Origin of the sequence: Mycobacterium sp. (assembly GCF_040509115.1) — a bacterium.
In the GTDB taxonomy this organism is placed as follows: Bacteria; Actinomycetota; Actinomycetes; order Mycobacteriales; family Mycobacteriaceae; genus Mycobacterium.
Genome location: NZ_JBEVLO010000085.1, coordinates 38945 through 52298, shown reverse-complemented (window position 1 = coordinate 52298; position 13354 = coordinate 38945). Strand labels below are relative to the sequence as shown.

Genomic DNA, 13354 nt, shown 5'->3' with positions numbered 1-13354 from the left:
TCACGCAGTCGGCCGCTGAACGATTCGATCCACGCGTTCTGCCACTGCGGGAGGCTCGAGTTTCGGTGCTGATCAGATCGAACGAACTACCACTCCCCGTCAGCGACTACGTCGGGGCCAACCCCACCGATGGTGACCACCGTCTTCGGATCGATGGGAACAAACGGATCCTCCTCGGTGCCAAGCTTTTGCCGACACTCTTGACGTTCGACAAGATCTTGGACGGCGCGAGGTCCTGCGCATCGGCGTTGTAATAGTCGAACCACGGCAGCCCGGCGTTCACGTAGGCGTCCCGGTCGACCGGGGTCGAAGGCGGCAACTCTCCGGTGATGGCGGTCCACTGCTCGGCCGAGCACAGGTGGACGAACACCCGCCGGGCACCGTTCTCGTCGTAGTCGGCCAGCGCGCGATCGTCGACGTAGACCTCCTGCCGCATCCGCCCGCCTGCCCCCAACCCCATGCTCGCCGGGGGCGCCGGGAGCGGACCGCCGTCCATCAAGTCCTCGCAGCTCGCCGTGCGCAACGCCTGGGCCGCGTGCCACGCCGCAAGCACCTGCTCGGTCAGACAAACCGCGCGGAGTTGCACCCCGCCATGGGTCTCCTGCCCGGAGACCTGCCCTTCGACTGTGGCGCCCGAACCGAGCGGCATGGCTACGAACTGGCGGATGTACCCATTCCCCGAGTTGATGCCGTCCAGCCAGGGCTGCTGGGGCAGTGCCACGTAGTTCTGTGGGTGACCGACGAGGTGCTCGATCCACGGCAAGCCGCTGACCGCGCACACCTTGCCCACGCCAATCTGCAGCGCTGCGGGCTCTGACGCGCTGAACGACAGCCACATGGCCTCACGCTGGTAGATCGGCAGCATGACACCGCCACGAGCCAGCCACTCGGAAGGTGCGGTGTCGGGGTAATCAGAGACACGCCGCAACGGAAACCGGCCCAGACCCGGCGGCAGCGGATGCAACCCCGTCTCGGGGATTCGCAGCGTCCGCTGAAAATCCACCGTCACTGGACCCAGTATTAGCTGGTCGCTGACAATCCCGACCGGCGTGCTCTGCGCCATGAACTACCTCCATCTCGGCCCACTGCACCATGGATATCATCAGGCACTGACGCACCGGTCGTTGCGCGTAGGCCGGGAACCTCCTGATACCTCCGTGATGCTCCTGTCAGTTGGAAGTCGCGTTTCCCGCGTGGTCGTCTTCGAGCGCCTGAATGCAGCGGGCGAGGGCGGCTCGCATCCAGCGCCGCCACAGGGGCTGGAACGGCCCGGCGATGATCCATCGGCGCCCCGGAAGGGGTTTGAACTCGTAGGACCAACGGATGAGTGTTCCTGTGCCATCGGGTGCAAACGTCCATTCGCCACGGATCCCGACGGCCAGATGTCTCAGGACGTTGGTGAAGTTGGTGAGTTGGTAGGCGAAACTGGAACCTTCGACGCATTCGGTGAGTTGCTCATTGGCCGAGGAGCCATCGGTGAACTGTGGGTTGCGGATTGGCCCGGGGTGGTCCCAGGTGTCGGTCTGGTTGGCGACACTGGCGACACCGGGGAAGGGTGCGACCGGTTTGAAGACCCTAGTGAGGTCGATGGGCATGATGATGGCCCAAGCCTGTTTAGGCGTCAGGAACGAACGCTGCTGCACGGTGATCGGGACGGTGCGGTCGCGCGCGGTGACGAGCAGTCGGATCGAGTTGGGGTTCGACATGCGGGCAAGCTTGCACGATCCTGGCCGATCACGTCGCCACGATGGTTGACTGCCTGATTTCAGCGACTTTCGTCGAATTCGATTCGCTTTTCCAGGTCGCGACGATCTTTGCACCGAACGAAGTTCGACGCAGCGCGTGAACGCCTGCGGGTGACGTACGACGTCCTTGACGTGTTCACTTGCCTGGCGGGCGAACAGAATTGGACTGTCGCTCGTCTGCAGCGTGCCGCAGTGCAGTGACCGCGGCGCTCTGCAGCGGAGTGAAGTATCTGCTGGCGCGATGAAACAGCCCGATCCCCTCCACGAATTCAGCGTCCCGAACCTTCACGACGCGCAGCCGTCCAGCGGCGACATCATCGGCGATGCAATACAGGGATGCGAAGCAGACCCAGCCGTTGGCCGCTACCGCACGTTTGATCGCCTCGGCGTGCCCGAGCTTGATCACGTAGGGAAGCGACTGGATGCCGTATGCGCGCAGTTGATCGCTCATCACGCGCTCGAAGGCGACATCGGCCGGGGTTCCGACCATTGGCAGACCGACGACCTCGCTCAGTGCGACGCCGTCGGCGTCCGGTGGGCCGTGCGGTGAGGCGGCGAGCACAATAGGCTCTTCCCAGAGCTTTTCGGCGTGGAGTGTGCCCGGTTCGATGGTGTCGGACCACGTTGCGACTGCGAAGTCGGCCTCGCCGATCTCGACGCTGCGCAGTGCAGCCGCCGGTTCACCGATCCGCACCGTGATGTCGGCCCCGGGACGTTCGTGCCGCAGGCGGCTGAGGATCGGAGGTACCAGATAAGTTCCGATCGCCATACTCGTTGTGACCGTGAGGGTTCCCGCAGCGCCGGAGCCCAAGTCCTTGATGTCCCGTTGCACCTGTGCACTGCCGGCCAGAGCCTCCTTGGCCCAGGTGTAGAAACGGGCACCGGCCTCCGTGAGCGCCAATCGGCGGCCATCCCGGACGAATAGCCTTGCGTCGAGGGTGTTCTCGAGCGCACGTATCTGCGCCGACACCCAGGGCTGGGCAACCTGCAGCCGCTCCGCCGCGCGGGTCACCCCGCCTTCGTCGACCACCGCGCAGAAGAGGTCGAGACGCCGCAGATGAACATCCAACATAAGTGTCACCCTATATATCCATAGGAACATTCGTAGTGGAGTTATGTTTTTCGCTTGACTACCGTCGGCCCTACTGTCCCCAGTAAGGAGCTACGCCGATGTGTCCGTCGGGCGAGATCCTGGACGAGATGGATTCGGCGATCGTCGCGTCGTTGCAGGCGGACGGTCGGCGCAGCAACCGCGATCTGGCCTCCGAACTCAGAGTGTCACCGTCCACCACGTTGGAGCGGGTTCGGCGGCTCCGGCGCCGAGGGGTCTTGACCGGGGTGCACTACCGAGTCGACCCCGCCGCCCTTGGACGAATGGTGCAGGCACTGATCTCGGTGCGGTTGCGGCCACACTCGCACGAGGTCCTACTTGGGTTCCGCGAATTCGTCACGCGACTGCCAGAGACCATGCAAGTCTTCGTCCTCACCGGCGCAGAGGACCTCCTCGTCCACATCGCTGTTCCCTCCACCGAGGCACTGCGCGAGTTCGTCCTCGAGACGCTGACCAATCGGCGCGAAGTGGCTTGCGTGAGAACCGATGTCGTTCTTGATCACGACTACACCGACGTCATCGCCCCGGCCCGGCCGGCCCGCGCCCGCACGGACTGACCATCCAGTCGACGGGTGTCCTAGTAATCCGACACATAAGTCGATCCATCTGAATACATACAGAAACTCGTCATGGTGTTATGTGTTCTGCCTCACTAGCGTGAGTTGCATCGGCCCCCACCAAGGAGATTCAACGATGAACCCACTCTTCGGCGACAACAGCCTCAAACTCGGCTTGTTCTGTACGAACGGTCCCGGCGCTGCACAAACACTGGTTTCCGAGGCCCCAGCAACGTCGTGGGCGATGTCTCTGCGGACAGCCCGGGCTGCGGATCGCGCCGGGTTCGAAGCGGTGGTTCCCTTCGCCCGCTGGAAGGGTTATCCCGAGAATCAGCCCACCCACAGGTCAGGTGTAGTCCTGGATCCGTTCACGTGGGCGGCCGGGATCGCCGCGGTGACAGAACGCATCGGCGTGTTCGCGACGTCCCATGCACCGACCCTGCACCCGATCGTCGCGGCCAAGCAGGCCGCCACCGTCGATCACATCTCGTCGGGTCGGTTTGGCCTGAACGTGGTGGGAGGTTGGAACAAGCCGGAGCTGGAGATGTTCGGTGCTCCTCTGCGCGAGCACGACGAGCGCTATGACCATCTGGCCGAATGGCTAGAAGTGATTCGTCGGTTGTGGTCAGAGACCGAGGAATTCGACTTTCACGGCTCGTTCTTCGACGTCGTAGGCGGCGTATCGGCGCCCAAGCCGGTGCAGCCCACCATCCCGATCATGAACGCGGGCGGTTCCCCTCGGGGCATGCGGTTCGCTGCCGAACATGCCGATGTCTGCTTCATCATCGTCCACGGCGACACCGAGGTCGAGATCAGTGAACAGATCGGTGCCTACAAAGAGATGGCCCGTGCCGAGTTCGGGCGCGACGTACGCGTGTGGACCCACACCGTCGTGGTGCAACGCGACACCGACGCCGAGGCCGACGACTATCTGCACCGGTTCTCGGTGGCCCAGGAAGACACCACGAGTGTCGATGCCTGGATGCGTCTGCAAGGCGCCAACACTCAGCTGATGCCACCGGAGGTCATGCGAGGGATGCGGCAGCGGTTCGCCGCAGGCGCAGGAGGTTTCCCCCTCGTCGGGTCCGCGGAGACGATCGCCGACAGACTCCACATGCTCAACAGAGCGGGAATCGAAGGTGCACTGCTCACCTGGGTGGACTACGACAAGGGCATTGCCGACTTCACCCGAGCGGTCTTACCGCGGCTGGAGTCCGCAGGACTGCGCGCCCCGGTAGCAGCCGTGACGAGCAGCGACCGCGCTGCCCTCTCCGCCGAAGCGGTTCTGCCGGTATGAAATTGGCCCGTTTCCGCACCGCCGATGGCACGCCCGGATTCGGGGTGGTCGACGCCGACGAGCGACACGTCGCTCGCCTCGACCACCGGCTCGACTCCTTCGAGGATCTGCTGCGCTCCCCCGTCGCATCTGAAGCCGGCGACCCGCGGATCCCGTTCGAGCAGCTCAGCTGGGAGCCGCCGGTTGGGGAGAACCCGAAGATCATCTGCGTGGGCTTCAACTACGCGGCGCACGCCACCGAGTCCGAGCGGGCCGCCAGCGCCGAGAGCACCCCGAGACCGACTCTGTTCCTCCGGTTCCCCGACTCGCTGGTGGGTTCCGACGTGCCGGTGATCCGGCCGGCCGACGACGAGTCGCTGGACTGGGAGGGTGAAGCCGCACTGGTCATCGGGAAGCCCGGGCGGCGGATTAGGGCCCACGACGCCTGGGCCCACATCGCCGGGGTCACCTGTATGGCCGAGAACAGTGTCCGGACATGGCAACTGCATTCCACCCAGGCGACCGCAGGCAAGAACTGGCACCAGACCGGTGCGGTCGGACCGTGGGTCACTACCTCCGACGAGGTCGGCACCGATCCGTTGCACGTCACCACCCGCCTCAACGGTTCGGTGGTGCAGCACGACACGACCGATCGCTTGACCTTCCCGTTCGCCGAATTGATCCAGTACGTCAGCACGTTCACCCCGCTGCGGTCCGGTGACCTGATCGCGACCGGCACCCCCAAGGGAATCGGATTCCGAATGGACCCACCGAGATTCCTGCGGCCGGGTGACGAGATCGAAGTGGAGGTGTCCGGGGTGGGCGTGCTACGCCACGGGGTGATCGACGAAGTCTCCTGCCGTGAACTGGAACGGGTGAGTGGAGGTTCCCGGTGAGGATCTGGACCGACGACGAGGTACGCGCGAACACGACCGTCGCAGCTGTCATCGACTCGCTCGAGCGTGTCCTCACACACGAGGCAGACGGCAGCGCATGGAACGTCGACAAGACCATGACGACATGGCCAACCGACCCTGGCACGGCCAGCGCCCACGCACTGGGAGCTGTGGACCGTGCCAGCGACCTCGCGGTGTTCAAGACGTGGGTGAACACGCCCTCCGGGGCCGCGGCGCTCATGACCATGTTCACCGCCTCCGACGGAGCTCCCCGGGGTGTCGCCGAGGCCGGGGCTGCCGGCGCACTGCGCACCGCGGCGGCATCGGGCCTGGCGACCAAGTGGCTCGCCGACCCCGCAGCCGACGAGCTGTGCATCCTCGGTGCCGGCCGTCAAGCGCTTCGACAGGCGGAAGCCGTTGCAACGGTTCGCCCACTGCGTCGGGTACGCCTGTGGAATCGCACCCCCGGCAAGGCGGAGACGCTCGGCACCCAGGTCCGCTCCGCGCTGGAGGTCGAGACCGTGGTCGTCGACTCGATCGAGGAGGCCGCAGCCGACTGCCCCATCGTCACCCTGATCACGCGAGCAGATCAGCCCTTTCTGGAGTTGCACCATCTCGCTACCGGAGCGCACCTGAACGCGGTCGGCGCAATCCTGCCCAGCCATGCCGAATTCGACGCCGCCATTCTGCGGGCCGCAGCCCTAGTCGTCGTCGACAACGAGCCCAACGCCCGCCGCGGGTCCCGCGAGCTGCGCGAGTACTTCGGCGCCGCACCGGAAGACGACTGGTCCCAGGTCCGTTCGCTGGCCGCTGTCGTGACCGGCGGTATCGAGCGTCCGGCAGCGCCCCGCTGCACGGTGTTCAAGGGAATGGGAATGGGCCTGTCGGACCTGGCCGTAGCTCGCCTGATGATGGGAGACCAATAGTGAAGTATCGCAACGACCCCGCAACGATCCGCGGCTCGATCGCGCCACTGATCACTCCCTTCAGCAACGACGGCGCGCTGGACCTCGAGTCGCTGCGCAGTCTGGTGCGCTGGCAACTGCAGTCCGGAACCCACGGCGTCTCCATCGGCGGGTCCACCGGTGAGCCGTCGGCCCAGACCATCGCTGAACGCATCCAAGCGATCCGCGCGGTCGCGGCCGAAGTCGGCGACGCGGTGCCGTTCCTGGCGGGAACCGGGTCGGCGAAGCTGGACGAAACCATGGAACTCACTGCCGCAGCACAGGAAGCCGGCGCCGACGCGGTGTTGGTCATCACGCCCTATTACGCCCGGCCGACGCAAGAGGCGCTTTACCGCTGGTACCGCACCGTCGCAGCGGAGTTCCCGGCCTTGCCGATCATCATCTACAACGTGCCGTCACGCACCGCGGTCGACCTCGCACCGGAAACCGTGGCCCGATTGTTCCGTGACTGCGAGAACGTGGTCGGGATCAAGGAGACCACCAAGGACTTTGAGCACTTCTCGCGCGTCCTGCACCTGTGCGGCCGAGATCTGCTGGTGTGGTCGGGCATCGAGATGCTCAGCCTGCCGCTGCTCGCGCTGGGCGGCGTCGGCTTCATCTCCGCGGTGAGCAATCTCGCGCCGTGGGCGGTGTCGCGAATGTACGACGCGTGGGAGGCCGGCGACCACGAAGCCGCCCGGAACTTGCACTACGGACTCCACCCGCTGGTCGATCTGCTGTTCGTGGAAACGAACCCGACGCCGCTCAAATGGGTTCTCCATCAACAGAATCGGCTGTCGTCGCCGCATGTTCGCCCACCCCTGATCCCGCTGACCGACGACGCAGTCCCCCGCGTTCGCGCCCTTCTCGACCAGAGTGCCGCCGTCCTCGGCACCCCCCAAGCGCCATCCACACTCATCACCGCCACCACCCCGAATGGAAAGACCGCATGACTGTCATCGATTCACGCCTAAACTCCGCCATCCGCATGCTCGACGTCAGCGGCGCACCCGCCGCCACACCGCAACCCTGGGCCCCGGTCAAGATCGCCCGCGCCGAGATCGAAGCCGAGATCGACCGTCTGGCAACGGCACCCAGGCCTGCCAACGGACGGCGCGCCAGCCGGATCGTGCACCCGTCTGCCACCGCGCCGGGGCTCGGGCTCGCGCCAGGGGTGTCGGTGACGATCGAGGTGCTCAACCCCGGCGAGACCACCGCGGCGCTGCGGGAGAACTGCCACCGCGTCGAGATCGGCATCGCCGGAGCCGGCCGCATCGAGACGGCCAACGGTGAGATCGCCCTGGCCCGGCTCGACGTGGCCAACCTGCCGTCGATGAAGCCGTTCCGGTTCCACAACGACACCTCTGAGGTCTGGGCCCGGCTGAGCTACTCCAACGCACCGTTGTTGGAGAAACTCGGCGTTCACTACGCCGAGGATCTGCCCGCCTGGACACCTCCGACTCAACCGGCTGCACGCGCATCCCGCGGCGAGCAAGCACCGTCCTACACCCGCGACACCGCTCCCGACATCGCGATCGGTGACCAGGGCGCACGGCTGCGCGGCTACGAGTTCCTGGTCGACATCGAAGTGGTCGACTCCCGAGCACTGCACTGGCCCTGGGCTCAGGTCGCGCCGCACCTGTCCCAGACCGCCGGGGACGGCAAACGCACCATCATGGCGCTGTACAACCCGGCCTCGCAGCGACGCCAAGGCGCCACGCACAACTTCTTCGTCACCGCAACGGCCATGCCCGCCGGACGCCCCGAGCGCCCGCGTGGCCCCGGGCACCGGCATTCGTCGGTGGCCATCAACTACCACTTCGCGGGATCCGGGGTGAGCACCGTCGACGGTGTGGACATCAGTTGGGAGGCCGGGGATCTGCTGCTGTCGGCGCCCGGATGGCTGGAGCACGCACACTATGAGGGCCCCGACGGCCTGGCCGTCTACACGGTGCAGGACCATCCCCTGCACATCGGGATGGAATCGCTGGTGTGGCAGGAGAAAATGGGCGGTCCGGTGCTGGCGCTGGGGTCCGAAGCCGGTCAGACCGGTTACGTCGGACCACGCGAAGCAGGGCAGTGACCACCGTGGGTTCCTGCCCCCGCGCGGACACCTCAGACATCGGATTCGACCCGTACGACGCAGAACTGACCGAGCCGTCGGTCTGGGGCGCCTACGCTGCGGCCCGCGCCGCCGGTCCCGTGGCGCGCTCCGAGCGTCGGGGCGGATTCTGGCTCCTGACCGGCTACGACGACGTCCGCACGGCGTTGCGGGACCCGGTGACGTTCTCCTCGGCGTCCGGTCACCGCATTCCCACCGACGGCACGCAGCGGGCGATCCCCATCGACTTCGATCCCCCGCAGCACACCGCGTACCGCCGATTGATGACCGAGGCGTTGTCGCCGGCACGGGTGCGTGCGATGAAGCCGTTCCTGGAACGGACCGTGGCCGATCTGCTCAACCGCTTCGCCCGCACCGGCGGCGGTGACTTCGTCCGCGAGGTCGCGCTGCCGTTGCCCCTGCTGGTGCTGACGGAGCTCGTCGGATTCTCCACCGACACAGTGCAGCGATTTCGTGAGGTCACCGAGACGATGTGGGCGGGATTGAGTGCCGACGGCGATGACGTCGACTTCGCCGGGTCCCGCAGGCAGGTGTACGAGCTCATGCGCCGGGAACTCGCCGACCGGCGCGACCACCCCAGGGGGGACTTCGTCGGCTCACTGCTCCACGCCGAGGTCGACGGCCGTCGGCTCACCGAAGACGAGCAGATCAGCATGCTGGCCACCTTCGCGGTCGCAGGACACGAGACGACCATGAACTCGGCCAGCACGCTGGTCCACCTCCTCACCACGGACATGAACCTGCAGGACCGGCTGCGCCGGACGCCGGACTCGGCTCCGCACTATGTCGAGGAAATGCTGCGTTATCGAAGCCCGGCACAGAATTTCGCCCGCCGGATCACCTGCCCGGTCACCATCGCCGATCACACGCTCGAGGAGGGCGACACCGTGCTGTTGTCCTTCGCCGCGGCCAATCGCGACGCCGATCGGTTCGCCAACCCGGATAGCTTCGACCCGGACCGTGATGCCCGCGGTCACCTCGGCTTCGGCTGGGGCATCCACCAGTGCATGGGTGCCGCGCTCGCCCGCTCGGAACTGGCGATCCTGCTGACCACCCTGAGCACGCATCCTCCCCTGCGCGCCGCAGGCGAGGCGACCTGGAGTGGCCTGCAAGGCGGGAACCACCTGGGGCCCACCAGGTTGCCCGTTCGCTTCGAGACAGCCATCACCGAAAAGAATTGAGTCACCGTGTCTTATCACGTCCACGTCGACGAAAGTCTGTGCAACGGTTACGGCAACTGCGTCGTGGCCGCCCCGGCAGTCTTCGACCTCGACCCCCACACCAACATCGCCACCGTCGTGTCCGGCCACCCCGTCGACGACGACGGCCCCGCACTGCTCGAAGCCGAAGCGGACTGCCCCGTTCGCGCCATTCTGCTCGACAGGACATGACCGCCGCCGCGTACCCGACCGTCGTCGTCGGAGCGTCGGTCGCCGGGGTTCGGGTTGTCCAGGCCCTCCGTCGACGCGGGGACGACCGGCCCATCGTCCTGCTCGACCGTGAAACCGCCGCACCCTACGACAAACCGGCACTGTCCAAATCCGTTCTCACCGAGCCAGATTCGAAACCGCAGACGCTGCTGTCCGACACCGATGCACGGGACCTCGACGTCGAACTCCGCCGCGGCACCACAGTCAGCGGTGTGGACCTGGCCGCACGCCGGGTGATCTGCCTCGACGGTGCCGAAGTACCGTTCGGGCACCTCGTCGTCGCCACCGGGTCCCACCCACGGCCACTGGGTGGCCTCGACGCCTTCGACGGCGTGCACTACCTGCGCACGTGGTCGGATGCCGCAGCGTTGCGCAGCCAACTCCGCAACCGGCCCACCGTCGTGGTGGTCGGCGGCGGCTTCATCGGCGCAGAAGTGGCCTCGAGTGCCCGGACCCTGGGCCTCGACGTCACGCTGATCGAAGCCGGTCCCCACTTGTTCGGCCGCGTGATGCCAGCCGAGGTCGGCCGGTATGCAGCAGACTTGCACCGGCGCAACGGCGTCGAAGTCCTCTGCGACCGAGTGGTGGTTCGGGGTCGCGGTCAGACCAGAATCGAGGAACTCGAACTCGACGATGGCACCCGCCTGCCCGCCGACCTGGTGGTGGTGGGAATCGGCACCCGTGCGACCACCGACTGGCTCCACGACAGTGGGCTCCCGCTGAGCGACGGACTCTGCTGCAGCGCGAACTTGGCCGTCCACGGCGCCGAGCGGGTGTGGGCCGTAGGCGACGTGGCGAGGTGGGATGACACGGAGCTGGGAAGGTCCAGGCGCACCGAGCATTGGACCACCGCACGGGAGCAGGCGGTCTACGTCGCCGAGGCGATCACCGGTGGGCCTGCGTCACGCCCTTTCACGTCCACCGGCTATGTCTGGTCCGACCAGCACGGCGTCCGCATTCAGCACGTCGGCTCCTATGATGGTTCGACAATCACCAAGCGTCAGCCCGCCGATGGCGAGCACGGGGAGTTGTTCCTGCACTGCCGCGCTGACACCGTCGTGGGTGCCACCGCGTTCGATGCGCCACGAAACCTGTTGGCGGTACGTCGATCTCTGACAACGCCCACACCCGCCAGCCAGAACGGAGCGCAGCGATGACCCTACCCGCAACAGATCCCGAGCTCAGGCCCGCCGTACTGCGATCGGTGTTCTCCACGTTCCCGACAGGTGTCGTCGCCGTCTGCGCCATCGTGTCCGGCGCTCGCGTGGGAATGGCGGTGAGCAGCTTCACCTCGGTCTCGCTGGATCCTCCGTTGGTGGCGTTCTGCGTCCAACGCACGTCCAGGACGTGGCACACACTGCGCACCGCCCCGCGATTGGGTGTGAGCGTCCTCGCCAGCAGCCACGCCGGCGCCGCCAGAACGCTGGCCGCCCGCGACGCTGATCGGTTCGCCGGTCTCGACACCACCACCACCGACAGCGCGGTACACATCCGGGACAGCGTCTCGGATCTGACCTGCTCCCTGCAGGACACGGTGGACGCCGGGGACCACCTGCTGGTCATCCTGCGGGTGCACACCGCCCGAGCAGACGCAGCCGCCTCACCCTTGGTCTTCCATCGCAGCGGGTTCACGGGCGTGGCGCAGCACGACGACCAGCAACCCCGACCTTCGTCACCTGTCCAGCACGCCAGGAGCCACCGTCCGTGAACGCCTCGATGTCCTTCGAACCACTCACCCCGACGGCCTTTCTCGACCGGGCCGCCAACTCCCACGCGGAGCGGACCGCCGTCGTGGATGGCGACAAGCGGTTCAGCTACGCCCACCTGCATGCGCGGTCCGCGCGGCTGGCCGGTGTGCTGGCCGAGATCGCCGACGACCGCCCGGTTGCGGTTCTGGCGCCGAATTCAGTCGAGATGCTGGAGGCTCATTTCGGGGTCCCGTGGGCGGGTGTGCCCCTGGTGACGGTCAATACCCGGTTGACGGCCCGAGAGATCGCCTACATCCTGCGGCACTCCCGCGCGTCGGTGTTGTTGCACCATCAAGTGTTCGACGGGGTCGCCAGAGCGGCTGCCGCCGAGTTGACCGATCCCCCGCACCTGATCCGGATGGGCGAGGACGACTACGAGGCCCGACTGGCGGCATCGACACCATCGGTCAAGCGCCCCGGTGACGAACGAGACCTGCTGTCCATCAACTACACCTCGGGCACCACCGGTCAACCCAAGGGCGTGATGTACCACCACCGTGGCGCCTATCTGCAGGCGCTGGCGATGGTCGCGCACTTCGGCCTCTCCCCCAGCTCGGTACACCTGTGGACCCTGCCGATGTTCCACTGCAACGGTTGGTGTTTCCCCTGGGCGGTCACTGCCGCTGCCGCGACCCACGTCTGCCTGCAGAAGGTCGAACCCGCCAAGGCATGGCAACTCCTCCGTCAGGAGGGTGTCACACACCTGGAAGGTGCACCCACCGTGCTGTCGATGCTCGGCTACTCGCCCGACGCTCGACCACTGGCGCACCAGGTCCGGTTGGCCACCGGCGGAGCACCTCCATCGCCGGCCATTCTGCGGCGCATGGCGCAACTCGGTTTCGACGTCACCCACCTCTACGGCCTCACCGAAACCTACGGGCCGGCCATGATCTGCGACTGGCGGCCCGAGTGGGACGATGCCGACGAGGTGACCACGGCGCGGCTGAAGGCACGGCAAGGGGTGGGGAACGTCATCGCCTGCACCCCCAGGGTGGTCGACGCCGAAGGGGTCGACGTCCCCGCCGACGGCACCACGATCGGCGAAATCGCGCTGCGCGGAAACAATCTCATGCTCGGCTACTTGGACGACCCGGACGCGACCGCCGCGGCTACCCCGGATGGCTGGTTCCGCACCGGGGACATCGGGGTACTGCACCCAGACGGCTTCATCGAACTGCGCGACCGCACCAAAGACGTCATCATCTCCGGGGGCGAGAACATCGCCTCGGTCGAAGTCGAACAAGCCATCGCAGAGCACCCCGCAGTCCTCGAGGCTGCCGTCATCGCCGTGCCCGACGAGCACTGGGGACAAGTACCCGCAGCGTTCGTCACCCTGCACGATGGCGCCACCGCCACCGAGCACGACATCATCGAACACGTTAGGACCACCATCGCCCATTTCAAGGCGCCCAAGACCGTGACCTTCGGCGATCTGCCCAAGACGTCCACCGGCAAGGTTCAGAAATTCCTCCTGCGCGAAGCTGCGGTCCCCCATGGATGAACCACTGGACGTCAGTCACCTTCG

The 13354-nt window shown here is 66.4% G+C and carries 13 protein-coding genes and 1 pseudogene; 11 read left to right on the top strand and 3 right to left on the bottom strand.

What is annotated here, in order from left to right; genetic code table 11:
* Positions 1–86: 86 nt before the first annotated feature.
* The 3 genes and pseudogenes from ABW137_RS07300 to ABW137_RS07290 all read right to left on the bottom strand — a co-directional run bounded on the left by ABW137_RS07300 (position 87) and on the right by ABW137_RS07290 (position 2817).
* Positions 87–1063: pseudogene (locus tag ABW137_RS07300) on the bottom strand (hypothetical protein).
* Between the two features lie 106 nt (positions 1064–1169).
* Positions 1170–1706: an SRPBCC family protein gene (locus ABW137_RS07295; RefSeq protein ID WP_526398383.1), complete on the bottom strand. Its 537-nt coding sequence runs from the start codon at positions 1704–1706 to the stop codon at positions 1170–1172.
* A gap of 175 nt (positions 1707–1881) precedes the next feature.
* Positions 1882–2817: a LysR family transcriptional regulator gene (locus ABW137_RS07290; protein ID WP_526398381.1), complete on the bottom strand. Its 936-nt coding sequence runs from the start codon at positions 2815–2817 to the stop codon at positions 1882–1884.
* Between the two features lie 98 nt (positions 2818–2915).
* On the opposite strand from ABW137_RS07290, the gene ABW137_RS07285 reads away from it, so the two are divergent.
* The 11 genes from ABW137_RS07285 to ABW137_RS07235 all read left to right on the top strand — a co-directional run bounded on the left by ABW137_RS07285 (position 2916) and on the right by ABW137_RS07235 (position 13330).
* Positions 2916–3413 (top strand): Lrp/AsnC family transcriptional regulator, encoded by a 498-nt coding sequence (locus tag ABW137_RS07285; protein WP_526398379.1) that lies wholly within the window; start codon positions 2916–2918, stop codon positions 3411–3413.
* 136 nt (positions 3414–3549) lie between these two features.
* A complete protein-coding gene (locus tag ABW137_RS07280; RefSeq protein WP_526398377.1) occupies positions 3550–4710 on the top strand; it encodes an LLM class flavin-dependent oxidoreductase in 1161 nt (386 codons plus the stop codon).
* Complete coding sequence (locus ABW137_RS07275) at positions 4707–5585, top strand: fumarylacetoacetate hydrolase family protein (RefSeq protein WP_526398375.1); 879 nt, start codon at positions 4707–4709, stop codon at positions 5583–5585. The genes ABW137_RS07280 and ABW137_RS07275 overlap by 4 nt, the downstream gene beginning before the upstream one ends.
* Positions 5582–6511: an ornithine cyclodeaminase family protein gene (locus ABW137_RS07270; protein WP_526398373.1), complete on the top strand. Its 930-nt coding sequence runs from the start codon at positions 5582–5584 to the stop codon at positions 6509–6511. Before ABW137_RS07275 ends, ABW137_RS07270 begins: the two co-directional genes overlap by 4 nt.
* The gene (dapA, locus tag ABW137_RS07265) at positions 6511–7482 is read left to right on the top strand and encodes a 4-hydroxy-tetrahydrodipicolinate synthase (protein WP_526398371.1); all 972 of its coding nucleotides are present in this window, start codon (positions 6511–6513) and stop codon (positions 7480–7482) included. The genes ABW137_RS07270 and dapA overlap by 1 nt, the downstream gene beginning before the upstream one ends.
* A complete protein-coding gene (locus ABW137_RS07260) occupies positions 7479–8612 on the top strand; it encodes a cupin domain-containing protein (protein WP_526398369.1) in 1134 nt (377 codons plus the stop codon). Before dapA ends, ABW137_RS07260 begins: the two co-directional genes overlap by 4 nt.
* Positions 8609–9832: a cytochrome P450 gene (locus tag ABW137_RS07255; RefSeq protein WP_526398367.1), complete on the top strand. Its 1224-nt coding sequence runs from the start codon at positions 8609–8611 to the stop codon at positions 9830–9832. The genes ABW137_RS07260 and ABW137_RS07255 overlap by 4 nt, the downstream gene beginning before the upstream one ends.
* A gap of 6 nt (positions 9833–9838) precedes the next feature.
* A complete protein-coding gene (locus ABW137_RS07250; protein ID WP_526398365.1) occupies positions 9839–10042 on the top strand; it encodes a ferredoxin in 204 nt (67 codons plus the stop codon).
* Positions 10039–11238 carry an NAD(P)/FAD-dependent oxidoreductase gene (locus ABW137_RS07245; RefSeq protein WP_526398364.1) on the top strand — a complete coding sequence of 400 codons (1200 nt, stop codon included), beginning with the start codon at positions 10039–10041 and terminating at the stop codon, positions 11236–11238. Before ABW137_RS07250 ends, ABW137_RS07245 begins: the two co-directional genes overlap by 4 nt.
* On the top strand, positions 11235–11789 hold the full coding sequence (locus ABW137_RS07240) for a flavin reductase family protein (RefSeq protein ID WP_526398362.1): 555 nt from the start codon (positions 11235–11237) through the stop codon (positions 11787–11789). Before ABW137_RS07245 ends, ABW137_RS07240 begins: the two co-directional genes overlap by 4 nt.
* Positions 11786–13330 (top strand): AMP-binding protein, encoded by a 1545-nt coding sequence (locus tag ABW137_RS07235; RefSeq protein WP_526398360.1) that lies wholly within the window; start codon positions 11786–11788, stop codon positions 13328–13330. Before ABW137_RS07240 ends, ABW137_RS07235 begins: the two co-directional genes overlap by 4 nt.
* Positions 13331–13354 lie beyond the last annotated feature (24 nt).